The sequence below is a fragment of the Bradyrhizobium murdochi genome, assembly GCF_000472965.1.
Taxonomy (GTDB): Bacteria; Pseudomonadota; Alphaproteobacteria; order Rhizobiales; family Xanthobacteraceae; genus Bradyrhizobium; species Bradyrhizobium murdochi.
This window is the reverse complement of sequence record NZ_AXAU01000013.1, coordinates 136,402-157,822: the sequence shown is the minus strand read 5'-3', so window position 1 is coordinate 157,822 and position 21,421 is coordinate 136,402. Positions and strand designations below refer to the sequence as shown.

Below are 21,421 nucleotides of genomic sequence, written 5' to 3'. Positions count from 1 at the left end.
CCGCCTCAAATCCAGTTCTGGAAGATCATCAGGCGGCTGAACGTCGCCATCGAAGTGCCTATGAACGCGGCCGATATCGGCAACATTGCGACAAAGCCGGCAAAGCCGATTGCAACATAGGCCCATAGCACCCAACCGGGCATGCTGCCGTGTTTCAAGGCATACACCAGCGCAAGGCTCGCCGTGGTCGCCGCCGGCAGATAGTAATAGATGAAGCCGAGCGTTCGCGGCAGCAATGCCCATGCGAGGTATGGGCCGAAATAGAACGCCAGTATCAGGAAGGCGTCGACCCGCCGCGTCACGATCCAGTCGCGCAGGCAGATCGCGACCGCAATCAGCGCCGGCCACAGGATCAGCGGGTTGCCGAGGAGAACCACGGCGGCGATATGGTCTTCGTCGACCTTGTCGAAGAGATACCAGACCGGGCGCACCAGGAACGGCCAGGACGGCCATGAACTCATATAGGTGTGGCCTGCAATCGCACTCGTCGTGTTATCGTTGAAGATGCGCCGCTGCGCCTGCAGGATATCCGAAACCGACAATCCGTAGAGCGGAATGTAGGTGGCAAGATAAACGACGGCCGGAATTAGTACGAAGCAGACGGCGAAATGCCAGGCCTTGAAACCGGGCCAGAGATCGGGCCGGTACCAATCCTCCGGCCGGGCATCCGCGAAGTGAGTGCGCCAGCTTTGCATCAAGCGGATCACGGCTATGATGGCGATGCAGACTGCGAGCGCGAACAGCCCGCTCCATTTGCAGCCGGCCGACAGGCCAAAGCCGATCCCGGCAAGCGCGAACCACAGATGCGGCCGCTCTCGTCGAAAGCAATGCATGAATGCCGCGATAGCGAACAGGCCGAAAGCGAGCGCAAAAATATCCAGCATCGCGATCCGCGATTGCACGAACAGCATCTGATTGAAAAAGGCGAGCAGGCTCGCCGCAATCGCCGGGCCCTGAGCGGCAAACAGCGTCAGGCCGCACAGATACACCGCTACAATAGCAAACGATCCGAACAACACGGCCGGATAGCGCCAGCCTAGCGGTCCGTCGCCTAGTGAATGGATCGACAGAGCGATGAACTGCTTGGCGAGCGGTGGATGCATCGGGTTGAGCATCGGCTCTCGCATCACCGGCTCAAGCATCTGCCGCGCCGCCGGGACGTAATGCACCTCGTCGAAATAGAACTTTTCCGGTGCGGCGACGCCGATCAGCATCGCAAAGTGCGCGAGAACAAAAAGGACTGCCGCGGTGATGCCCGTGCGCATCATCGAACCGGACAGAACAGAATGTGATGGGGCCAATGGCTTCACGGACAATCTGGCACGGAATCACGGAATGACATTGCGGCACAATTTAGTGTGACCGCTCCAGATTTTTATGTCCATCGCGTTGAACGCATTTCGATCGCGACCACCAACCGGCGGGCGAGTAGCCGCGTGCGCCTGCAGTCATGCCCCGCTTCAAGCGGGGCATCCAGTACTTCGCGTCGTCAATTCCTTCGCAACAATCGGCAGCACGGCTTACTGGATCGCCCGGTCGATGTGCGGGCGATGACACACTGGGGCGAGCTACGAGACGTAGAGAGTTGCAGCCGGCTTGCTGACGGGTTCGACCTGTCACGCAGTGGCGGACTGCGCAGCGGTCGCGGCCGCGACATCCATCCACATCACTTCCCAATGGTGGCCGTCGGGATCTTCAAAACTGCGGCCATACATGAAGCCGTAATCCTGCTTCGGACCCGGATCGGCTCCGCCGCCGGCGCCTTGCGCCTTTCCGACCATATCGTCCACTGCGTTGCGGCTGTCGGCGGAAAGGCAGAGCAGGACCTGGCTCGTGGCCTTGGCGTCGGCAATCTTCTTCGAGGTGAACTGGCGATACTTGTCGTGGGTCAACAGCATCACGTAAATGCTTTCGGACACCACCATGCAGGATGCGGTGTCGTCGGAGAATTGCGGGTTCTTTTCAGCGCCGATCGCCTGATAAAAGGCGGTCGAGCGGGCGAGATCGCTGACCGGCAGATTGACGAAGATCATTTTAGCCATAAGGGGCTCCTTTTTTCGCGGGGTTCGTGCCAAGGACGAGCGGGCTAGAACAGACCCGACATCCCTTCTCGAATTATTTTTCGCGCTGGGAAAGGGCGCGTGGTTCGCCAGTGTTCGGCGGCGAATGGCCGCTACCTGCCCTTGAAGTCAGGCTTGCGCTTTTCGGCAAACGCCTTGACGCCTTCCTTGAGGTCGTCGCTGTCGCGCACGACGTCGAGCAGCCGGCGCACCTCGGCGACCGTCTCCAGGGGCCCCTTTGGCATCGCCTCGCGGGCGAGCTTCTTCAGGGCCCGAACCACCAGCGGCGCGTTGGCGGCGATCTTTGCCGCCATCTCCTGGGCGAGCACGACATGCTGCCCCTTCGGCGCGACCTTGTTGACGAAGCCAATCTGATAGGCCCGCTCCGCCGACATTTCCTCACCGACCAGCAGGAATTCCATGGCGATCTTGTGCGGCATGCGCGCCATCACCGAGGAGACGCCGCCGGCGGTGGTGCCGATCTTGCCCTCGGGGTAGATGAAGCGCGTCGTCTCCGAGGCCACGCACATGTCGGCCATCTGCACCAGCACGAAGGCACCGCCGACGACCCATCCCGAGGTCGCGGCAATGACCGGCTTGTCCAGCTCAACGCCCAAGCCGGGCACCGCGTGCCACATGTTGACAGGGAGATCGTTCACGTCGGCGCCGACCGAGAAATATTTCTCTTCGGACGACGCTAGCACCGCAACGCGATCCTCGCTTTCGTGAAAGCGGAGCCAGGCTTCGCGCAGCTCATCGCACAAGGCGTTGTTGAGCGCGTTGTGGGCAGACGCGCGATCCATCGTGATAGTAGCGACGTGGCCTGCGCTCTCGTAGCGAACAAGCTTCATGGCATTCCCCCGCGACATCCGCACGATGCGGTGATCGTTGTTCTTACTTCTTCTCGGCGGGATCGCGGTGCACGGGATCGACCCACAACACGGTCTCCGGCTTTTCCACCGGCTCGATGTCGAGATTGATCGCCACCGCCTCGCCGTCAGAGCGCACCAGCACGCATTCCAGCACCTCGTCGCGGCTGGCATTGATCTCCTGATGCGGCACGTAGGGCGGCACGAAGATGAAATCGCCGGGGCCGGCCTCGGCGGTGAACTGAAGATGTTCGCCCCAGCGCATCCGCGCCTTGCCCTTCACGACATAGATGATGCTTTCGAGATGGCCGTGGTGATGCGCGCCTGTCTTGGCGTCGGGCCGGATCGTCACCGTGCCCGCCCACAATTTCTGCGCGCCGACGCGGGCGAAATTGATCGCGGCCTTGCGGTCCATACCCGCGGTCGAGGGCACATTGGGATCGAGCTGATTGCCGGGAATCACGCGGACGCCGTCATGCTTCCAGCGCTCGTCGTGATCGTGGGAGTGGTGCGAATGGGTGTGGTCATGCGTGCCGGTCATTGGGAGCTTTCTCGAAAGATCGTTCGTCCCCAACGGTATCGAAAACCGGGGCCGCAAACCAGAACATTAAGGGAGCCGGCGGCGCATGGGCGTCCCGGTTTTCGTCATGGCCAGGGCGCACCCCGCCTATTCAACGCCGTCTCGACATCACATCCGGATTGACGACATTCGTCGGTGTTCCGGCGGCGTAAGCAACGATCTGATCGAAGATATCCGTGAACTGGATTTCGTATTCGTCGCGCGAGACGTAGCCGAGATGCGGCGTACAGACCACGTTGTCCATGTTCAGGAGCGGATCGTTGACGTCGCGGAGTGGCTCTTTTTCGTAGACGTCCACCGCCGCCATGCCAGGTCTTCCGGCGCGCAGTGCGTTGACCAGCGCGTTCGGCTCGATCAGCGGCGCACGACTGGTGTTGACCAGAAGCGCCGACGGCTTCATGCGCGCGAGATCTTCCGCTTTTACGATGCCGCGCGTGGCATCGACGAGCCGCATGTGCAGCGAAAGGACGTCGCATCGTTCGAAGAAAGCAGCCTTGCCTGCCGCAGTCTCGTATCCGTCGGCGCGGGCCTTCGCCATGGCTGGTTCGCGCGCCCATACCAGCACGTTCATGCCGAACGCCTTGCCGTAGCCCGCTACAACAGCACCGATCCGCCCATAGCCATAAATGCCGAGCGTCTTGCCGCGCAGCGTGTGGCCGACGCCGATTTGCCATTTGCCGGCCTTGAGCGCCGCCATCTGCTGCGGAATGGCGCGCATCGCCGCCAGGATCAGGCCCCAGGTAAATTCGGCGGTCGCATAGGACGGCGTATCGGCATGCTGGCTCGACGACACGACGATGCCGAGCCGGGTGCAGGTGTCGATGTCGATATGCGGATAGACGCTGCGCTGGCTGATCAGCTTCAGTTTCGGCAGACGCTCCAGCAACGGCGTCCGGATCTGCGTGCGCTCGCGGATTAGCACCAACGCCTCGGTCTCGCGCAGGCGCTCCGCCAGCGCATCGACATCCTGGACATGATCGTTCCAGATGGTGACGTCATGCCCGGCCAGCTTGCCGAAACAATCGAGGGTGCGCAGCGTGTCGAAATAATCGTCGAGGATCGAGACCTTCACGACGCGCTCCCTCGTTCAGTGTGCGGTTACTTCACCGCCAGCAATTCGACGTCGAACATCAGCGTCGCATTCGGTGGAATAACGCCGCCGGCGCCCCGCGCGCCATAGCCGAGTGCGGGCGGAATGATCAGCGTGCGCTTGCCGCCGACGTTCATCGATGCGACGCCTTCGTCCCAGCCGGCGATCACCTGGCGCTGGCCGATCTTGAACTCGAACGGCTCGTTACGGTCGACGGAGGAATCGAACTTCTTGCCCTTCTGGCCGTTCTCGTAGAGCCAGCCGGTGTAATGCATGACGCAGGTCTGGCCGGTCTTGGGCGAGGCGCCGGTGCCGACCTTGCTGTCAATAATTTGCAAGCCTGAAGCTGCGGTCATGGGTTTTCCTGCGGTCTGGGCCGCTGCCATCCTGATGGCAGCGGGCGTTGAAACCGCGGCTGCCATGGCGGCAAATGCGGCTCGGAAGATCGTGCGTCGCGAGAAGCGCATCTGTTGAACCTCTTTTTGGAGAGACGGAGCTTCTAGACGCTCAGTAGCCTAGCGCGCAACCGTCCTTGCGGGGATCGGAACCGCCGGTCAGCGTACCCTTGTCCCAGTCGATCCAGATCGCCTGGCCGCCGCCGAGCGGACCGACCACGCTGGTAGTCTTGTGGCCGATCTTTTTCAGGCCCTCGACGATCTCGGCCGGCACGCTGTCCTCGAGCTGGTAGACGCCTTCGTAATGCAGGCCGCGCGGCATATCGATGGCTTCCTGCACATCGCAGCCATAGTCCAGCATATTGGTCAGCACGTGGGTCTGTCCCACCGGCTGATACTGGCCGCCCATCACGCCAAACGGCATCACCGCGCGGCCGTTCTTGGTCGCGAGCGACGGGATGATGGTATGCAGCGGCCGCTTGCCCGGCGCGATGCAGTTGGGATGGCCGGGCTGAATCCGGAAGCCGCCGGCGCGGTTCTGCAGGAGGATGCCGGTCTTGTTGGACACGATCGCCGAGCCGAACGAATGCGCGATCGAATTGATGAACGAGCAGACGTTGCGGTCCTTGTCGACCACCGTGATGTAGACGGTCGATGGATTCATCGGTGGCGCGACGTTCGGCAGATCGAGCAGCCGGTCCATCCGGATGTTCTTGATGTGCTCCTCGGCGAATTCCTTGGCGAGGATTCCGGCGACATCGACATGAACATGCTGCGGATCGGCGACGTGCTGCTCTCGCATCATGTAGGCGATGCGCGCGGCTTCCGCCTCCAGATGGAAACGCTCGACGCTGAGCGCGGGAAACTTCGTCAGGTCGAAGCGGGAAAGGATATTCAGCATCACCAGCATGGTGATGCCCGGGCCGTTTGGCGGGCACTGCCAGACATCGTGGCCCTTGTACATCGTGCCGATCGGCGACGTCGCCTCGGTCGAATGTGCGGCGAAATCTTCCAGCGTGTGCAGGCCACCGATGCCGCGCAAGGTCTCGACCATGTCCTCGGCGATCTCGCCGGCATAAAACGCATCGCGGCCGCTCTTGGCGATCGCACGCAGGGTTTTGCCCAGTTCGGGTTGGCGGATCACGTCGCCGGCCACCGCTGGCTTGCCATGCGGCAGCAGATAGCGCTCGGTGTTGGTGCCGTTCTTCAGCTTCTCGAACTGGTTCTTCCAGTCGAAGGCAATACGGGGCGCGACGACGTAGCCTTCCTCGGCAGCCTTGATCGCGGGCTGCAGAAGCGTGTCGAGTCCCATCTTGCCGTGGTCGCGCAGGATCGTCTCCCAGGCGTCGATCGCGCCGGGAATGCTGACCGCATGCGCCGAGGTCAGCGGTACAGAATGGATCTTGCGTTCGAGGTACCATTCGGCCTTGGCCGCCATCGGCGCGCGGCCGGAGCCATTATAGGCGACGATCTTGCCCTCGCCCCTGGGTTGGATCAGCGCGAAGCAATCGCCCCCGATACCCGTCGATTGCGGCTCGATGACGCCGAGCAACGCGCAAGCCGCGACCGCGGCGTCCGCCGCCGTGCCACCCGCCCGCATCACGTCGATTGCGGCCAATGCGGCCTCCGGATGCGACGTTGCCACCATCGCGTTCTGGGCATGGACCGTGGAGCGGCCGGCGAAATGGAAATTCCTCATCGCGAGTGCTTTCTTTTCAGCGTTTCTTGAGCATCCCGCGGAAGCATCGGGCGGGTTTACAGACGGTTCTTTGGCATATTCATCCCCGGCAGGGCAATGGCTGGCATGCCAATGGGACGTCAGGGGCAATGCGCGGAATATGCAGGGCTTTACGGGGTTTCCCCTGCGCGGCCCGCCTGATAAACGATCGCCATGCTGCTCAAAGTCGCCGCCTTCTATCAATTCGCCGCGCTATCGGACTTCCGGGAGTTGCGCGAACCGCTGCGCTCGTTTGCTGCAGGCCTCGGGCTGAAGGGCAGCGTGCTGCTGGCGCATGAGGGCATCAACGGCACGGTTGCGGGCGGCGATGCGAGCATCGACGCGTTCGTCGGCGAATTGCAGCGCGGCGCCCTTTTCGGCGGGCGGCTCAGCAATCTCGAACTCAAGTTCTCGACCGCTTCCGAGATGCCGTTTCGGCGTCTGAAGATCCGGCTGAAGAAGGAAATCGTTACGCTCGGAGATATGGCGGTCGATCCGACCCGACAGGTCGGCACCTGTGTCGAGCCGTCAGACTGGAACGAACTGATCGCAGCGCCCGACACGCTGGTGATAGACACCCGCAATGCGTTCGAAGTGGCGATGGGCACGTTCGAAGGCGCGGTCGACCCCGGCATCAAGAGCTTTGGGCAGTTCAAGGAATTCGCCGCACAGAAACTCGATCCGGCGAAGCACAGGAAGATTGCGATGTTCTGCACCGGCGGTATCCGATGCGAGAAGGCCAGCGCCTATCTGCTGGCGCATGGATTTGACGAGGTCTATCATCTCAAGGGCGGCATCCTCCGCTATCTCGAAGGCGTACCGGAGAATGAGAGCCGCTGGCGCGGCGAATGCTTCGTGTTCGACGAACGCGTGGCGCTGGGCCACGGCCTACGGCAGCGACGAGGGAACGATGGCGCGCACGAATGACGTCACCGCACTGAGCGAGCGCCTCGACGCACTGGAAATACGGGCGACGTTCCAGGATGAGACGATCGAGGTGCTGAATCACACGATTACCGCACAGTGGCACCAGATCGATTCCTTGACGCGCCAATTGGCTGAACTGAAGGAGCGCCTGCGCGAAGCCGAAAGCAACTTGCCCGGCCCGGCGAACGAGCCGCCGCCGCATTATTGAAGTACAAACAGAAACGGCCTCCCTTGGGGAGGCCGTTCGCCACGCGAAACAATTCGCGCCATTCTTGCATTAGCGCGATGGATTCTGATGTTCGTGATCGGCTTTCGACGGCGCCGGTTGCGCAGCGCTCACAGGGTCCGATGCCGGAAACGTGTCGACCAGCCCGGCCTCGAGTTGTTCATGGATTTCCCGGTCGGCCTTCAGCGCTTCGCGGGGATCGTCGGCGTGCTTGTCATGCGCAGCAGGATTGAACTTCTGGGCCATAGGAACCTCCATGAATGAGATAACGGGCCCGTTTTACGCCGGTTCCACGTTTGCCCTTGCTATCCGTCCTTGGCCTCGAGGGAACCTGCGTGTATCAGAGGCGCATCAGCCGCGCCCGCAGGAATCCACGTTTTGTCTCAGAAATCCGTCGTGAAACCTTTTGTCGAAGTGCTCTCCGGCCGCAGGCAGAAGGTGCCGCCGGTCTGGATGATGCGACAGGCCGGCCGCTATCTGCCGGAGTATCGCGAGCTGCGCGCCAAGGCGGGGAGTTTCCTCGATTTGTGCTTCACGCCGGAATATGCCGCCGAGGTAACGCTGCAGCCGATCCGCCGTTTCAACTTCGATGCGGCGATCATCTTTTCCGACATTCTCGTCATCCCCTACGCGCTCGGCCGCTCCGTGCGCTTCGAGGCCGGCGAAGGTCCGCGGCTCGATCCGCTCGATACTCCGGAGCAAGTGACGGCGCTCGCGCGCCATGCCGATTTCGGCAAACTCGAACCGGTCTATGAAGCGTTACGCCGCGTGAAGCGCGAGCTTGCACCTGAGATCGCGCTGATCGGCTTCTGCGGCGCGCCCTGGACGGTGGCAACCTACATGGTTGCAGGACAGGGCACGCCGGACCAGGCGCCGGCGCGGATGATGGCCTACCGTCATCCCGAGGCGTTCGCTGAAATCATCGACGTGCTGGTGGAGAATTCGATCCAGTATCTGCTCGGCCAGCTCAAGGCCGGCGCCGACTGCTTGCAGATCTTCGACACCTGGGCCGGCGTGCTGCCGCCGCGTGAATTCGAGCGCTGGTCGATCGAGCCGACGAAGCGCATCGTTGCCGGCGTGCGCGCGCAAGTGCCGGACGCCAAGATCATCGGCTTTCCGCGCGGCGCTGGCGCGCTGCTGCCGGCCTATGTGGAGGCAACAAGCGTCAACGCGGTCAGCATCGACTGGGCGGCCGAGCCTTCCATGATCCGTGAGCGCGTGCAGAACCGTGTCGCCGTGCAGGGCAATCTCGATCCGCTGGCGTTGATCGCAGGCGGCGCCGCGCTTGACCGCGCCGTCGACGACGTGCTGGCGAACTACGCGCAAGGACGGCTGATCTTCAACCTCGGCCACGGCATCCAGCCGGAAACCCCGATCGCCCATGTCGAGCAAATGCTCAAGCGGGTGCGGGGGTATAAGGGCTGAGGTCTGTCCCTCGCCCCGCTCTTTTGCGGGGAGAGGGTTGGCGTGAGGGGCGGTCTCCACCAGGTAGTGCGAGTTGATAGACCTGTACCCCCTCACCCGGCGCTTCGCGCCGACCTCTCCCCGCAAGCGGGGCGAGGTTAAGAAAACTACCTTGCATCCTCCAGAATCATGTCGGACGCCTTTTCTGCAATCATAATCGTCGGCGCGTTGGTATTGCCCGACATCAGGTCCGGCATGATCGACGCATCGACGACGCGAAGGCCCTCGATGCCGGGCACGCGCAAGCGCTGGTCGACGACCGCGAGCGCATCGCTGCCCATCCGGCAGGTCGAGGTGGGGTGATAGACCGTGCTGCCGGTGCGGCGGCAGAAATCCAGCAGTTCGTCGTCGCTCTGCACCTTCGAACCCGGATCGACTTCTGAGACCGCGTAAGCCTTCAGCGCTGGGGCTGCGAGGATCTTGCGCAGGATGCGGATGCCGTCGATGAAAGCGCGGCGATCGGTTTCGGTGGCGAGGTAATTGATGCGAATCTCCGGCGGCACTGAAGGGTCCGCGCTCCTGATACGGAGCGAGCCGCGGCTTTCGGGGCGCAACTGGCAGACGGAGGCGGTGAAACCGGAAAGCGCGTGCAACTTCTCGCCCATCTTGTCGGTCGAGAACGGCAGGAAGTGAATCTGGATGTCGGGCGACGCCAGCCGTGGGCTGGTCTTGAAGAAAGCGCCTGACGTGCCGGCCGCGATCGTCAGCGGCCCCTTGCGCAGGGCTGCGTACTGAATGCCCGCCATCATCGTGCGGATCGGGCTGTTGACGACATCGTTGAGCGTGCACTTTTGCGCACAGCGGGTGATCAGGCGGACCTGCATGTGGTCCTGCAGATCGCTGCCGACGCCGGGCGCGTCGAGCACGATCTCGATGCCGTGCTGCTTCAACAGATCCGCTGGTCCGACGCCGGAGAGCTGCAGTAGTTGCGGCGAGTTGTATGCGCCACTGGAGACCAGAATTTCTTTGCGCGCCCGTGCGGTACGCACGCGGCCTTCCTGCTTGTACTCGACCGCCTTGGCGCGGCGTCCTTCGAACAGGATGCGCTGCGCCAGCGCGGAAGTCTCGATGTGCAGGTTAGGCCGCTTCCTGGCGGGACGAAGGTAGGAGAACGCCGTGCTGGCCCGGCGCCCACGCCTTGTCGTGGTCTGGAAAAATCCCGCGCCCTCCTGCGTGGCGCCGTTGAAATCGGGATTGGTCGGAATACCGGTCTCGGCCGCAGCGATCACAAAGGCTTCCGACAGGGGATCGTGATGCCGCCAGTCGGACACCGGCAGCGGACCATCGGCGCCGTGATATTTGTCGGCGCCGCGCTGTTGGTTCTCGGCCTTCTTGAAATAGGGCAGCACGTCGTCATAGCCCCAGCCGGCATTGCCGCGCTGCCGCCATCGATCGTAATCCTCATGCTGGCCCCGCACATAGAGCAGGCCGTTGATGGAACTGGAGCCGCCAAGCACTTTTCCGCGCGGCTGGAACACTTGCCTCCCGTTCAATCCCGGTTCGGGCTCGGTCTGGTACATCCAGTTGACGGACTTTTCCTTGAACAGCCTGCCGTAGCCGAGCGGCACGTGGATCCAGAGATTGGTGTCCTTCGGTCCGGCCTCCAAGAGCAAAACGGAATGCTTGCCGTCGGCCGTCAATCGATTGGCGAGCACGCATCCGGCCGAGCCGGCGCCGACGATCACGTAATCGAATTCGGAAGTGTCATTGTTCTTGTTCATTTGTTTCCCCCGCGGGCGGCCCAAAGAGGTAGCTGGGCCGCCACGGGCGGTCAATTGCCTCGCAGTCGCAGGCGACGAAAAACCATCTTCAATGCGGCCGGCGCCGGTTAGCTTGCCAGTTTCGAAAAGTCCGGCGGCCGGCGCTGGGCGAACGCGACGAAAGCCTCACGCGCCTCCATCGTCTTCAGGCGAGCCGCGAACTGCTCGCTCTCGGCCTTGATCTGCGCCATCAGAAGTTCCGGATTGCGCATCAGCCGTTTGGTCGTGCTGACGGCGCCCGCCGGCAGTTTCGCCAACCGGGATGCGAAAGCCTTCGCTTCCGCATCGAGCTTGTCGAGCGGCACCACGCGGCTGGCAAGTCCCCAGGCGAATGCGGACTTTGCATCGACCGCCTCACCGAGCGCGAACATCTCGAAGGCGCGGGCATAGCCGATGCGGAGCGGCATCAGCAGACTGGAAGCGGCTTCCGGCACCAGCGCCAGATTAACGAACGGCGTCGACAACAGCGCATTCTCGGCCAGCACAACCAGATCGCAGTGCAAGAGCATCGTGGTGCCGATACCGACGGCGCGTCCCTGAACGGCTGCGACCAGCGGGCGGCTCGAATGTGCAAGCGCCTGCAGGAAGCGGCCGACATGGCGCTCGCCCTGAAGTGCGCCGGTCGCAATGGCTGCAAACTCGCCGACGTCGTTGCCGGCGGTGAACATGTCGCCCTCGCCGCGGATCAGCAGCACGCGGACGGATGAATCCGTCTCGGCGGCTTCGATCGCGTCCGCAAGCGCGCCATACATCGCATTCGTCAGCGCGTTCTTCTTGTCGGGCCGAGCCATCGTCAGGCTTAAAATCCCGTTGCTCTTCTCGATCTTGATGTGCTCGGTCATTCGTCTTCTCCTTTGGGAAATCTGCTCTGCATGGTGGTAAGCCAGCGCGCAACGACATCGATCTCGGCGTCGGTAAACCCTTCTGTGAGCCGCGCATTGACGTCGGCGAGCCCAGCCTTCGACTGCGCCATCGCCGCGCGGCCGGCCGGCGTTAGCCAGAGACGCCACGCACGCCCGTCATCCGGATCGGCCCGCCGCTCGATCAGGTTCGCCGCCGTCATCCGGTCCACCAATCCGCTGATGCCAGGTGGTCCAAGATCGAGCGCCGCACCCGCCTCGCCCATCAGGACGCCGTCGCGCTGGCCCAGGACGAAGAGCAGGCCGGACTGCGCGGCGGTCACGCCGGTGTGCGGGGACCGCGCCGCCATCCAGCGCTGCAGCCGGCGCTGCGCGACGGTGAGCAGGAACACCAGCCGGTGCTCGCGACGCGGGCTCATGTCGATGAGATCAATTTATTTCGCATGCGAACTATCTAAGCAATTGCAAGGAGGTTTGTCACGACGATTTTTGATCCGGCTCATCGAGAGATATTCGGGGCTCGGCGGCTTGAAACGGGCTGGCGAGGAAGAAAATTAAGTATCGACAGTGGTTTAGCTAAAAAATCGATTTTCGATTGACGATCTCACCTACTCTCGCCAAGCTGCCCGCCATGAGCAGTATCGGGTTGAGTTTTGGCGAGCGCCTTGCCGACGAACGGCCGCGAAGCCTGACGTCCGCCGTTCAGGAACGGCTGCGCGCGGATATTCTCTCGACCCGGCTACTACCTGGCCAGAAGCTGCACATCGCCGGTCTCGCCAAGCAGTTTTCGGTCAGCCTCGCCGCGGTGCGCGAGGCGCTGTCGCGGCTGGTCGCGGACGGGCTGGTGCAGGCATCCGACCAGCGCGGCTTTCGTGTCAGCCCGGTTTCGCCCGCCGACCTCAGAGACGTGACGCAAACCCGCGTCGATATCGAAGGGCTGGCGTTGCGCCGTTCGATCGAGCGTGGCGATGCGGCATGGCTTGCCTCGGTGGAGAAATCTTTCGCGGCACTCTGCGCCGTGCCTTACACCTACCCCGATGATCCGACCCATCACTATGAGGAGTGGGTGGTGCGGCATAGAGTCTTTCACCGTACGCTGGTGAACGCCTGCGGCTCGCAATGGTTGCTCGGTTTTCGCGACGTCCTGCACGAGCAGAGCGAACGCTATCGAAGGCTTGCGATCCGGCGCAACAGCGAAGAATCCCGCAATGTCGAGGCCGAACACGCGGCAATCGTGCATGCCGTTCTCAAGCGCGATGGCGATGCCGCGGTCGCGGCGCTCTCGAAGCATTTCATGACGACCATGCATCTCGTCGAGCTCGCGACACCGAAACCGTTCGGAGGTGGCGACCCGGCCTGATCGACCGTTCGAAAATCAAATCAAGAAAAGCAAAGGGAAACGTCACAAATGAAAATCACGCGACGCCAAATATTGGGAACGATTGCGGCCGCCACCGTGCTTGGCGCATCAGGCATGGCGCAAGCTGCCGATACCGTGCGCATCGGGCTTCCGACGAAAACCTACTGGCCCACGACGATCGCGGAAACCGCGGTGCGCCAAAAACTGTTCCAGAAGGAAGGCATCGCGGCTGAACTCACGATCTATCGCGGCGGCGCCGAGACCTTCGAGGCGATGGCGGCGGGCGCCGCCGACGTGATCCTCGACGCGACTTCGCTGGTATCGGCCGGGCGCAAGAAGGGCGTGAATTCGAAGGTGCTCGCGAGCGCAGCCACGGGCTACTACGGCTGGCAGTTGATGACGCTTTCGAAATCGACGCTTGGGGTGAAGGACCTGAACGGCAAGAAGGTCGCCATCACCTCGGCCGGCTCCGGCTCCGACCTGCTGGCGCTATGGACCCAGCAGGACAAGAAGATCGAATTCACCCGCGTTCCCGTCGGCGGCGGCGGCCTGGTTCCGAACCTGCTCGCCGGTAACGTCGACGCGGCCGTCGTCTATTCGCCGCTGAGCTTCCAGATCTCCAGATCGGGCGAAGCGCGCACCATCCTCGATTTCTCCAAGGAAGTGCCGCCGAACCTCGCCGCCGGCTGGATCGCGCTCGATAAATACGTGCAGGACAAGCCGCAGCTCGTGCAGAAGACGCTGAACGCGCTCTATGGCGCACTAATGTACATGCGCGCCAACAAGGACGCTTCCGTCAAGCTGATTACCGAACTCTATGAAATTCCCGCCGAGATCGCGGCGCTGGAATATGAGAACACGATCATGAAGCTGGAAACCGACGGCAGCATGGACGGTCCGAAAATTCCGGAACAGCTCCAGCTCGCGCTCGACATGGCCAAGGCGGGCGGCATGAAGGATCTTGGGCCGGCCGCGGAAATTATCTCGACGCAGTTCAAGCCGGTTCCGACCAAGTTCTGAGACACGCGCGATGCAAAGCGGGCTAGCGGTAAAGGCGGCGCGGGTCGCCATTGTGGTGGCGCTGTTTGCGATATGGGAAATCCTGTCGCGGACGGGCATCGTCAATCCGCGCCTGCTCCCCTCCGCCTCCGACACGCTGTCAACGCTTGGCGAACTCTTGCAGCGCGCGAGCGTGCGCAAGGATCTCGCGGTCACCGCAACCGAGGTGGTAACCGCATTCGCCCTCGCCGTTCCCGTCGGAGCGCTGATCGGCTTCCTGATCGCAGAGAACCGCTATTTTGCCGAGGTGGCAAAGCCGCTGCTGTTCTTCGCCTTCAGCATTCCGAAGTCGATCTTCCTGCCGATGTTCATCCTGGTGTTCGGGGTCGGCTTTTCGCAGAAGGTCGGCTTCGGTTTCTTCTCTACGATCTTCATTGTGATCATGTCGACCACGACGGCGGTGGAGTCGGTCAAGGTCGAGCATTTGACGGTCGCCCGCTCCTATGGCGCGACGCCTGTTCAGACCGCGTTCCGCGTCTACCTGCCGAGCATGCTCCCCGTCCTGCTGGAAGCGCTGCGGATCTCGATGATCTTCAACCTCACCGGCGTCATTCTCGCCGAGATGTACGCCTCGCGCGACGGCATCGGGCATCAGATTGCGACTTGGGGCGAGAACTTCCAGATGAAGCAATTGCTGGCCGGCGTGGTGATGATCGCCGCCATCGCGATTGCCTTCAATGAACTGGTCAGATGGGTGGAGACACGATGCAGCCATTGGCGAACATAACCCCGCTGAAGCCGGCCGGCGCGATCGAAGTCCGCAATGTCGGGCAAATCTTCAAGACCACGACGCAGGACGTCGTCGCGCTGGAAGACGTTTCGCTCGACGTCAGGCCCGGCCGCTTCGTGGTGCTGGTCGGCCCGAGCGGCTGCGGCAAGTCGACGCTTCTGATGATGATGGCCGGCCTGCGCCAGCAGACCTCCGGCACCATCACCATCAGCGGCGCGCCGATCCCCGAGCCCGATCCGAACCGGGTCGGCGTGGTATTTCAGGAGGCCAGCCTGTTTCCCTGGCTGACGGCGGAAGAAAACGTCGAGTTTCCGCTGGCGCTGCGCGGCGTTACAAAAAGCGATCGCCGCGCCAGGGCGCAAGACGCGCTGAAGCTGGTTGGACTTGACGGCTTCGGCAAGCGCCATCCGCATGAGCTGTCGGGCGGCATGAAGCAGCGCGTCTCGATTGCGCGCGGCCTGGTGCAGGATCCGCCGGTGCTGCTGATGGACGAGCCGTTCGCGGCGCTCGACGAACAGACCCGCATGACCATGGGCGACGAGCTGCTGCGGATCTGGGCGGCGACCGGCAAGACGGTGGTATTCGTGACCCATAGCCTGACGGAAGCGGTCTATCTCGCCGACGAGGTGATCGTGATGTCGCCGCGCCCCGGCCGCATCGTCGATCATCTGCAGGTCTCGCTGCCCCGCCCGCGCACCTATGAGATGCTGAGCGGCGACGCGTTCGGCAGCCTGCGCGACCGCATCTGGCGGCACATCCGCAAATCGGCGTGAGGTAGGCATGAGCGCGGCAACACTTCGCAGATTGATCGTGTTCGGGCTCATTGCGCTGTGGGAAATCCTGCCGCGTGCCGGCTTCATTCCGGAACTATTTCTGCCGTCGCTGTCCTCGACGCTCGCGGCTGGATGGAACGAGGCTGGCGAATACGGCCACGCCCTTGCCGTCACGCTCTACGAGGTCGCGATCTCGATGGCATTCGCCTGCGGCGGTGGCATCCTGCTCGGCGCCATCGTCGGCAGCCTGCCGCGGCCGCGCATCCTGATCATGCCGATGGTCTCAAGCCTCTATGCGGTGCCGCTGGTCATCCTCTATCCCGTCTTCACGGTCTGGCTCGGCATCGGCTCGGAATCCAAGATCGCCTTCGCTTCGATCTATGGTTTTCTGCCGACGATGCTGGCGACTGCCGCAGGCATCCAGACCATCGATCCGCAATTGCTGCTGGCCGCCCGCAGCATGGGCGCGACGCTGAGCCAGCGGCTGGTTCGCGTTATCATCCCGGCGGCGATCCCGACCGTGTTGTCGGGACTGCGCGTCGGTGGCGCGCTTGTGATCGTCGGTGTGGTGGTGTCGGAAATGCTGATCTCGTCGGCGGGCATCGGCTATCTGATCTCGCGCTATCGCACCATCCTCGATAGCCCGCACGTTTTCGCCGGCGTATTGCTGGTTCTGGCGATGGCGATCGCCTTCAACGCCGCCATCAAATGGATCGAGCGCAAGGCCGCGATCTGGCAGACCGGCACACGCGCCGGGCAAGACTCCGCGGGCGAAGTCGCGCCCGCTGCCCTGCAGCCTGCGACCTGACGGAGTGCAAGCGTGTTCGACCTGACGCTGACATTCGACAACGGTCCCGAGCCCGGCGTCACGCCGCGCGTACTCGATATCTTACGCGAGCGCAGTATCAAGACGACGTTCTTCGTGATCGGCGAAAAGCTCGGCGATGGCGAGCGCCGCCGGCTGGCCGCACGCGCGCATGATGAAGGCCACTGGATCGGCAATCACACCTTTACGCACACCGTGCCGCTCGGGCAGCAACGCGATCCGAACGCGGCACAAAGCGAGATCGGCCGGACGCAAGATGCAATCGGCAACCTCGCCCATGCAGAGCGCTGGTTCAGGCCGTTCGGCGGCGGCGGCAATCTCGATCGGCGGCTGTTGAAGCCCTCCGTGGTCGACTACCTCATCCGCAACAGGCATAGCTGCGTGCTCTGGAACGCCATCCCGCGCGATTGGGTTGATCCCGATGGCTGGGTCGATCGAGCCCTCGACCTGTGCCGCTCGCAGCCGTGGAGCCTGATGGTGCTGCACGATCTGCCTGGCGGTGCCATGGATCACCTTGAGTGCTTTCTCGACCGAGTAGAGGAAGCCGGCGCGCGCTTCCACCAGGACTTTCCGCCCGACTGCGTCCCGATCCGGTCGGGTAAGATCGTGCTGCCCATACAGCCCTACGTTTCCAACATCGAAGAGAGTGTCACAACATGAGGATCGCGAGTTTCAAGGCAGGTCAAACGGCAACCTACGGCCTGGTCACGAACGCAGGCATTATCGATGCCGGAAAACGGCTTAAGGCTTATCCGACCCTGAAGTCGCTGCTCGCCAAGGGGTTGCTCGACGAACTGAAAGCGCTGCAGGGTGAGCGTCCCGATTATGCATTGGCCGAAATCGAGCTGCTTCCGACCGTGCCCGACCCGGACAAGATCTTCTGCATCGGCGTCAACTACGCTACGCACCTTGCCGAAAGCGGCCACCCCACGCCGCCGCACCCGATGATCTTCACGCGTTTCGCCAATAGCCAGGTCGGCGGTGGCCAGCCGATGATCCGGCCGCTGGAATCCGAACGTTTCGACTTTGAGGGCGAGATGGCCGTGATCATCGGCAAGGCCGGCCGCCGGATTTCGCGGGAAGAGGCGCTGGCGCATGTTGCGGGCTATGCCTGCTACAATGACGGAAGCATCCGCGACTGGCAGCGCCACACCTCGCAGTTCGCGCCGGGAAAGAATTTTGTCGGCACCGGCGCATTCGGCCCATGGATGGTCACGACGGACGAAATCCCCGACATCAGCAAGCAGACCATTGCGACCCGCCTCAACGGCGTCGAAGTGCAGGCCGCGCCGATCTCGGACCTCGTGTTCGACGTCCCTGCCCTGATCGCCTACTGCTCGACCTTCACCGAACTTGTCCCCGGCGACGTCATCGTCACCGGCACCACCGGCGGCGTCGGCGCCTACCGCACGCCGCCGCTGTGGATGAAGGATGGCGACGTGGTCGAGATCGAGGTATCCGGCATCGGCGTGCTGCGCAATCCCGTAAAGGACGAGGTTGCGGCGGCTGCGACACGCGCGGCTTGATGTGAGAGGAACAACAATAAGAGCAAGGAGATACTGATGAACCTGCCGAAACATCTTCTGCCGACCACCGTCGTCGGCAGTTACCCGCAGCCGGAATGGCTGGTCGATCGCGCGATGTTGTCAAAAGTGGTGCCGCGCACGCGCCTGCACGCGATGTGGCGGCTGCCTGCGGAGCACCTGGAAGAAGCGCAGGACGACGCCACCATCATTGCGATCAGGGACATGGAGCGCGCCGGCATCGACATCGTGACCGACGGCGAAATCCGCCGCGAGAGCTATTCCAATCGCTTCGCCACCGCGCTTGAAGGCATCGATGACGAAAATCCGGCGATGATCACCTCGCGTAGCGGACACGAAACGCCGGTGCCGCGTGTGGTCGGTCCGGTAAAACGCCGCGGCCCGGTCGAGCTGCACGACATGGAATTTCTGCGCCAGAATACCGATCGCGCGGCCAAGATCACCCTGCCTGGCCCGTTCACGATGAGCCAGCAGGCGAAGAACGAGTACTACAAGGACGATGAAGAGCTGGCGATGGCATTTGCCGAAGCCGTCAACGCCGAAGCGCTCGATCTGCAAAAGGCCGGCGCTGACGTGATCCAGCTCGACGAACCCTGGGTGCGCAACAACCCGGACCTTGCCCGCCGCTACGCCGTCAAGGCAATCAACCGCGCCCTGCAAGGCATCACCGTGCCGACCGTTGTGCATCTGTGCTTCGGCTATGCCGCGGTCGTCCCCGGCTCGACCAAGCCGGCCGGCTATTCGTTCCTCGCCGAGCTCGCCGACACCAGTGCCGAGCAGATTTCGATCGAGGCGGCGCAGCCGAAACTCGATCTCGGCGTGCTCAAGGACCTGTCGTCGAAGAAGATCATGCTTGGCGTACTCGACCTCGGTAATCCCGAGATCGAATCTGCCGATGTGGTGGCCGGCCGCATCCGCAACGGCCTCAAGCACGTCGCCGCCGACCGGCTGGTCATCGCGCCCGATTGCGGCATGAAATACATGCCGCGCCATGTCGCGTTTGGGAAATTGAAGGCGATGTGCGGCGCCGCAGCGACGGTGCGCAAGGAGGTCAGCTAAGCGGCCTGCCCTGCAGCCACGCCGCGCCGCGCGCATACAAGGCCTCGACCTCGGGTCCCTTCAGGCCGGGCATGTCGCGCTTGACCGTGTAGCCGATGCGGGTCTGCAAATAGGCGAGATGGCGGTAGCCCGGCGGGAATTGCTCGAGGAGAGCCTTGTCCAGCACCGGCGCCGTACCCGGCGTGACGGGATCCATACGGTCCTTCTCATAGATCGGCTGGCGCAGCACGATGCCCCAGCGTCCCTCCCGCTTTTCGAGGAAGTCGTAGAATCTCCCGGTGCAGAGCACGTCGCACAGCACGCCCTCGACCTCGGCACGCTGCGAGATCGTCATCTTGGTCTGCGCAATCGCGCGATTTCCCGCCAAGTCGACCGAGATGCCGCCGAGAAAATGCAGGATGCTGACGCCCTTGGCCCAGGCCTGCTTGCTGATTTCGATGAACTCGTCACCGGTGCCCTGCGTCCAGGTCGCCATCATGCGGCCGTCCGGATGCCAGACCGTGCGGAAACGCTCCCAATCTCCGGCATCGCGCCAGATCGCCCAGTTCTGCACCAATTCCCGGATCAGGCGATCGTCTTCAATCTCGGCGTGACTTACGGGCATGCGGGCATTTTCCCTTGGGACATATTTTCTCAAGCGTCCATGAGCCATAACCATGGGGCTTCCACTGACAGGCCGGCGCCTTCACAACAGCTTCGCGCGGACGAACAGCGCACGCAAGGCGTTGGTCGCCTGTACGGTCAGCATCGCGTTATCAGCGGCGCCCTGCAGTGCTTGCACTGCATTGGCGTGCAGCGCGCGGAATTCGATCCATTCGATCGATGAGAGATTGGTGATGAAGCGATAGGCCTGACCGACGGTGGCGATCGAGACCGTCCTGCCGTTCAGGCTGATGTTGAAGACCGCCCGCAGCGGGGTGTCGGAATCGGCGGCATCGCCCGCAACTGCGGTCATGACGGAGATGGCGAACGCCGCGACGCGGTGAGGCCTTCGCGCAGACTCGGCACGACGACGAGGCGCTTGACCTCGCCGTTCCGGTAGGCCTGCAGGAACCTGTCGTAGTCCTTGATCGAGACGCAACCGTTGGAGTCGCCGTTGGGCCCGAGCAGGTAGCTGTGCACGAGCAGGCCCGTCCGCCCGTGCATTTCGTTTTCGCCGATCGGGGTCATGCGCAGCGCCGCGACACCGTGAAACAGTTTCTCGCGCGGCTTCAAATCGTAGACGTTGGGCGGCGTCGCGCCGACCATGCGCTGGTCGACATGTGCCGGATTGTCCATCAGGCTGCCCAGCCCTGAGTGTGCCTCGAGCTTGGTGCCGCTCGGCAGGTAAACGGCGCGGGCCGAAATGTCATAGACGGCGGTCTGACTGTCATAGCCTAGCGCCGCCAGATCCTTGCGCTCGCTGAGCAGCCCATCCCCCGGCGTCAACGAGGCTAGCGAGAAGCGCATCGGCACCAGATCGGCAAGCTTGTCGAACATGGTGCGGTTGTCGGACGAGACCGGCGGCGGATCGTTTCTCGCCGACTGAAGGTTGGCCAGGACCGGCCGGGACCTCGGGAGCGGGATGGCTGCCTCGACCGTCGGGGCGGGCGGCGGGGACTGCACGTTCTCCTCACGCGATTGCTCCTCGCGCGATTGTCCGCCCAACAGGATTTCGATGTAGGCGAACTCCGCATCGAAGTCCGCGCGCTGGGGGCGGGCGGCGGCACGCCAGGGATAGTTGATGGTCAGCGAACGCCGCACCGAGGCGGTGCCGAAGCGCTCGTCGAACGAGGATGTGCTGCCGACATTCGCGGATGCGGGCTTGATCAAGGCGACCACATCGAAATCGGTCACCCAGGCGGCCAACCCCAATGCCATGGCAAGCGCCGCCGTCCCGAATGCCATCTCACGGAGCAATCGGGTACCGCGGCTTGACGCAAGCCCGGCTGTGCTGGTCTTGACTCTATCCATTCGTCCCCGGATCGGCGCTTCGGAATCGAATGACTCCTAAGGGATTCACCGAATAAGTCCCACCATAATGCAAACCAAAGTAAGGCATAATCGAGACAGGCGCTCACGGCCATCATGACCGGCCGAATTCACAGGTTCAAGCCTTGTATTGGTAAACGGGCCGGGGTTT

25 protein-coding genes are annotated in these 21,421 nt (G+C 62.9%); 11 read left to right on the top strand and 14 right to left on the bottom strand.

What is annotated here, in order from left to right; all coding sequences use genetic code 11:
• Positions 1 to 5: 5 nt before the first annotated feature.
• From YUO_RS0123765 to ggt, 7 genes are all read right to left on the bottom strand, one after another.
• Positions 6 to 1,265, bottom strand: a complete 1,260-nt coding sequence (locus YUO_RS0123765) for a phospholipid carrier-dependent glycosyltransferase (RefSeq protein ID WP_430649557.1) — start codon at positions 1,263 to 1,265, stop codon at positions 6 to 8.
• Between the two features lie 351 nt (positions 1,266 to 1,616).
• Positions 1,617 to 2,042: a VOC family protein gene (locus tag YUO_RS0123760; RefSeq protein WP_028349530.1), complete on the bottom strand. Its 426-nt coding sequence runs from the start codon at positions 2,040 to 2,042 to the stop codon at positions 1,617 to 1,619.
• Between the two features lie 131 nt (positions 2,043 to 2,173).
• On the bottom strand, positions 2,174 to 2,911 hold the full coding sequence (locus tag YUO_RS0123755) for an enoyl-CoA hydratase/isomerase family protein (RefSeq protein WP_028349529.1): 738 nt from the start codon (positions 2,909 to 2,911) through the stop codon (positions 2,174 to 2,176).
• A gap of 43 nt (positions 2,912 to 2,954) precedes the next feature.
• A complete protein-coding gene (locus tag YUO_RS0123750; RefSeq protein ID WP_028349528.1) occupies positions 2,955 to 3,470 on the bottom strand; it encodes a cupin domain-containing protein in 516 nt (171 codons plus the stop codon).
• Between the two features lie 130 nt (positions 3,471 to 3,600).
• Positions 3,601 to 4,581, bottom strand: coding sequence for a D-2-hydroxyacid dehydrogenase family protein (locus YUO_RS0123745; protein WP_028349527.1), 981 nt, complete (start codon positions 4,579 to 4,581; stop codon positions 3,601 to 3,603).
• A gap of 26 nt (positions 4,582 to 4,607) precedes the next feature.
• Complete coding sequence (locus YUO_RS0123740) at positions 4,608 to 5,021, bottom strand: FKBP-type peptidyl-prolyl cis-trans isomerase (RefSeq protein ID WP_235782806.1); 414 nt, start codon at positions 5,019 to 5,021, stop codon at positions 4,608 to 4,610.
• Between the two features lie 85 nt (positions 5,022 to 5,106).
• Positions 5,107 to 6,693, bottom strand: a complete 1,587-nt coding sequence (gene ggt, locus YUO_RS0123730) for a gamma-glutamyltransferase (protein ID WP_028349525.1) — start codon at positions 6,691 to 6,693, stop codon at positions 5,107 to 5,109.
• A gap of 192 nt (positions 6,694 to 6,885) precedes the next feature.
• Between ggt and trhO the strand changes: the two genes are divergently transcribed.
• Both trhO and YUO_RS0123720 read left to right on the top strand, forming a co-directional pair.
• On the top strand, positions 6,886 to 7,638 hold the full coding sequence (gene trhO, locus YUO_RS0123725; protein WP_035727417.1) for an oxygen-dependent tRNA uridine(34) hydroxylase TrhO: 753 nt from the start codon (positions 6,886 to 6,888) through the stop codon (positions 7,636 to 7,638).
• Entirely contained in the window at positions 7,622 to 7,846 is a 225-nt protein-coding gene (locus YUO_RS0123720) for a SlyX family protein (protein WP_028349523.1), read from the top strand. Before trhO ends, YUO_RS0123720 begins: the two co-directional genes overlap by 17 nt.
• Positions 7,847 to 7,915: 69 nt before the next feature.
• Here YUO_RS0123720 and YUO_RS0123715 read toward each other — a convergent pair whose 3' ends face one another.
• Complete coding sequence (locus YUO_RS0123715) at positions 7,916 to 8,110, bottom strand: hypothetical protein (protein WP_028349522.1); 195 nt, start codon at positions 8,108 to 8,110, stop codon at positions 7,916 to 7,918.
• 132 nt (positions 8,111 to 8,242) lie between these two features.
• On the opposite strand from YUO_RS0123715, the gene hemE reads away from it, so the two are divergent.
• Positions 8,243 to 9,289, top strand: coding sequence for a uroporphyrinogen decarboxylase (gene hemE, locus YUO_RS0123710; RefSeq protein ID WP_028349521.1), 1,047 nt, complete (start codon positions 8,243 to 8,245; stop codon positions 9,287 to 9,289).
• A 146-nt stretch (positions 9,290 to 9,435) separates the two neighbouring features.
• Here the strand turns inward: hemE and YUO_RS0123705 are convergent, their stop codons facing one another.
• From YUO_RS0123705 to YUO_RS0123695, 3 genes are all read right to left on the bottom strand, one after another.
• Positions 9,436 to 11,049, bottom strand: coding sequence for a GMC family oxidoreductase (locus YUO_RS0123705; RefSeq protein WP_028349520.1), 1,614 nt, complete (start codon positions 11,047 to 11,049; stop codon positions 9,436 to 9,438).
• A 107-nt stretch (positions 11,050 to 11,156) separates the two neighbouring features.
• On the bottom strand, positions 11,157 to 11,930 hold the full coding sequence (locus tag YUO_RS0123700) for an enoyl-CoA hydratase (protein ID WP_028349519.1): 774 nt from the start codon (positions 11,928 to 11,930) through the stop codon (positions 11,157 to 11,159).
• Positions 11,927 to 12,367 carry a MarR family winged helix-turn-helix transcriptional regulator gene (locus YUO_RS0123695; RefSeq protein WP_028349518.1) on the bottom strand — a complete coding sequence of 147 codons (441 nt, stop codon included), beginning with the start codon at positions 12,365 to 12,367 and terminating at the stop codon, positions 11,927 to 11,929. The genes YUO_RS0123700 and YUO_RS0123695 overlap by 4 nt, the downstream gene beginning before the upstream one ends.
• 212 nt (positions 12,368 to 12,579) lie before the next feature.
• On the opposite strand from YUO_RS0123695, the gene YUO_RS0123690 reads away from it, so the two are divergent.
• From YUO_RS0123690 to YUO_RS0123655, 8 genes are read left to right on the top strand one after another with little or no spacing between them, the layout of a single operon-like run.
• The gene (locus YUO_RS0123690; RefSeq protein ID WP_035727416.1) at positions 12,580 to 13,308 is read left to right on the top strand and encodes a GntR family transcriptional regulator; all 729 of its coding nucleotides are present in this window, start codon (positions 12,580 to 12,582) and stop codon (positions 13,306 to 13,308) included.
• 48 nt (positions 13,309 to 13,356) lie between these two features.
• On the top strand, positions 13,357 to 14,328 hold the full coding sequence (locus YUO_RS0123685) for an ABC transporter substrate-binding protein (protein ID WP_028349516.1): 972 nt from the start codon (positions 13,357 to 13,359) through the stop codon (positions 14,326 to 14,328).
• Positions 14,329 to 14,338: 10 nt separating this feature from the next.
• The gene (locus tag YUO_RS0123680; RefSeq protein WP_028349515.1) at positions 14,339 to 15,094 is read left to right on the top strand and encodes an ABC transporter permease; all 756 of its coding nucleotides are present in this window, start codon (positions 14,339 to 14,341) and stop codon (positions 15,092 to 15,094) included.
• The gene (locus tag YUO_RS0123675; protein ID WP_235782803.1) at positions 15,073 to 15,870 is read left to right on the top strand and encodes an ABC transporter ATP-binding protein; all 798 of its coding nucleotides are present in this window, start codon (positions 15,073 to 15,075) and stop codon (positions 15,868 to 15,870) included. The genes YUO_RS0123680 and YUO_RS0123675 overlap by 22 nt, the downstream gene beginning before the upstream one ends.
• A 7-nt stretch (positions 15,871 to 15,877) precedes the next feature.
• Positions 15,878 to 16,678, top strand: a complete 801-nt coding sequence (locus tag YUO_RS0123670) for an ABC transporter permease (RefSeq protein ID WP_028349513.1) — start codon at positions 15,878 to 15,880, stop codon at positions 16,676 to 16,678.
• A gap of 12 nt (positions 16,679 to 16,690) precedes the next feature.
• Positions 16,691 to 17,356 (top strand): polysaccharide deacetylase family protein, encoded by a 666-nt coding sequence (locus tag YUO_RS0123665; protein WP_028349512.1) that lies wholly within the window; start codon positions 16,691 to 16,693, stop codon positions 17,354 to 17,356.
• A complete protein-coding gene (locus tag YUO_RS0123660; RefSeq protein WP_028349511.1) occupies positions 17,353 to 18,222 on the top strand; it encodes a fumarylacetoacetate hydrolase family protein in 870 nt (289 codons plus the stop codon). Before YUO_RS0123665 ends, YUO_RS0123660 begins: the two co-directional genes overlap by 4 nt.
• A gap of 36 nt (positions 18,223 to 18,258) precedes the next feature.
• On the top strand, positions 18,259 to 19,299 hold the full coding sequence (locus YUO_RS0123655) for a 5-methyltetrahydropteroyltriglutamate--homocysteine methyltransferase (protein WP_198028075.1): 1,041 nt from the start codon (positions 18,259 to 18,261) through the stop codon (positions 19,297 to 19,299).
• Here the strand turns inward: YUO_RS0123655 and YUO_RS0123650 are convergent.
• The 3 genes from YUO_RS0123650 to YUO_RS0123640 form a co-directional block, all read right to left on the bottom strand.
• Positions 19,292 to 19,903: a nuclear transport factor 2 family protein gene (locus YUO_RS0123650; protein ID WP_028349509.1), complete on the bottom strand. Its 612-nt coding sequence runs from the start codon at positions 19,901 to 19,903 to the stop codon at positions 19,292 to 19,294. The genes YUO_RS0123655 and YUO_RS0123650 overlap by 8 nt on opposite strands.
• 81 nt (positions 19,904 to 19,984) lie before the next feature.
• Positions 19,985 to 20,254 (bottom strand): hypothetical protein, encoded by a 270-nt coding sequence (locus YUO_RS0123645; protein WP_028349508.1) that lies wholly within the window; start codon positions 20,252 to 20,254, stop codon positions 19,985 to 19,987.
• Positions 20,251 to 21,159, bottom strand: coding sequence for a DUF2778 domain-containing protein (locus YUO_RS0123640; RefSeq protein ID WP_235782802.1), 909 nt, complete (start codon positions 21,157 to 21,159; stop codon positions 20,251 to 20,253). Before YUO_RS0123640 ends, YUO_RS0123645 begins: the two co-directional genes overlap by 4 nt.
• Positions 21,160 to 21,421: the final 262 nt, after the last annotated feature.

Excerpts from the sequence above, each read along its gene's own strand:
- YUO_RS0123765 (WP_430649557.1), bottom strand. The coding sequence starts at position 1,265 with ATGCGCACGGGCATCACCGCGGCAGTCCTTTTTGTTCTCGCGCACTTT.
- YUO_RS0123760 (WP_028349530.1), bottom strand. The coding sequence starts at position 2,042 with ATGGCTAAAATGATCTTCGTCAATCTGCCGGTCAGCGATCTCGCCCGC.
- YUO_RS0123755 (WP_028349529.1), bottom strand. The coding sequence starts at position 2,911 with ATGAAGCTTGTTCGCTACGAGAGCGCAGGCCACGTCGCTACTATCACG.
- YUO_RS0123750 (WP_028349528.1), bottom strand. The coding sequence starts at position 3,470 with ATGACCGGCACGCATGACCACACCCATTCGCACCACTCCCACGATCAC.
- YUO_RS0123740 (WP_235782806.1), bottom strand. The coding sequence starts at position 5,021 with ATGGCAGCCGCGGTTTCAACGCCCGCTGCCATCAGGATGGCAGCGGCC.
- ggt (WP_028349525.1), bottom strand. The coding sequence starts at position 6,693 with ATGAGGAATTTCCATTTCGCCGGCCGCTCCACGGTCCATGCCCAGAAC.
- trhO (WP_035727417.1), top strand. The coding sequence starts at position 6,886 with ATGCTGCTCAAAGTCGCCGCCTTCTATCAATTCGCCGCGCTATCGGAC.
- YUO_RS0123720 (WP_028349523.1), top strand. The coding sequence starts at position 7,622 with ATGGCGCGCACGAATGACGTCACCGCACTGAGCGAGCGCCTCGACGCA.
- YUO_RS0123715 (WP_028349522.1), bottom strand. The coding sequence starts at position 8,110 with ATGGCCCAGAAGTTCAATCCTGCTGCGCATGACAAGCACGCCGACGAT.
- YUO_RS0123705 (WP_028349520.1), bottom strand. The coding sequence starts at position 11,049 with ATGAACAAGAACAATGACACTTCCGAATTCGATTACGTGATCGTCGGC.
- YUO_RS0123700 (WP_028349519.1), bottom strand. The coding sequence starts at position 11,930 with ATGACCGAGCACATCAAGATCGAGAAGAGCAACGGGATTTTAAGCCTG.
- YUO_RS0123695 (WP_028349518.1), bottom strand. The coding sequence starts at position 12,367 with ATGAGCCCGCGTCGCGAGCACCGGCTGGTGTTCCTGCTCACCGTCGCG.
- YUO_RS0123690 (WP_035727416.1), top strand. The coding sequence starts at position 12,580 with ATGAGCAGTATCGGGTTGAGTTTTGGCGAGCGCCTTGCCGACGAACGG.
- YUO_RS0123685 (WP_028349516.1), top strand. The coding sequence starts at position 13,357 with ATGAAAATCACGCGACGCCAAATATTGGGAACGATTGCGGCCGCCACC.
- YUO_RS0123680 (WP_028349515.1), top strand. The coding sequence starts at position 14,339 with ATGCAAAGCGGGCTAGCGGTAAAGGCGGCGCGGGTCGCCATTGTGGTG.
- YUO_RS0123675 (WP_235782803.1), top strand. The coding sequence starts at position 15,073 with ATGCAGCCATTGGCGAACATAACCCCGCTGAAGCCGGCCGGCGCGATC.
- YUO_RS0123670 (WP_028349513.1), top strand. The coding sequence starts at position 15,878 with ATGAGCGCGGCAACACTTCGCAGATTGATCGTGTTCGGGCTCATTGCG.
- YUO_RS0123660 (WP_028349511.1), top strand. The coding sequence starts at position 17,353 with ATGAGGATCGCGAGTTTCAAGGCAGGTCAAACGGCAACCTACGGCCTG.
- YUO_RS0123655 (WP_198028075.1), top strand. The coding sequence starts at position 18,259 with ATGAACCTGCCGAAACATCTTCTGCCGACCACCGTCGTCGGCAGTTAC.
- YUO_RS0123650 (WP_028349509.1), bottom strand. The coding sequence starts at position 19,903 with ATGCCCGTAAGTCACGCCGAGATTGAAGACGATCGCCTGATCCGGGAA.
- YUO_RS0123645 (WP_028349508.1), bottom strand. The coding sequence starts at position 20,254 with ATGACCGCAGTTGCGGGCGATGCCGCCGATTCCGACACCCCGCTGCGG.
- YUO_RS0123640 (WP_235782802.1), bottom strand. The coding sequence starts at position 21,159 with ATGGCATTGGGGTTGGCCGCCTGGGTGACCGATTTCGATGTGGTCGCC.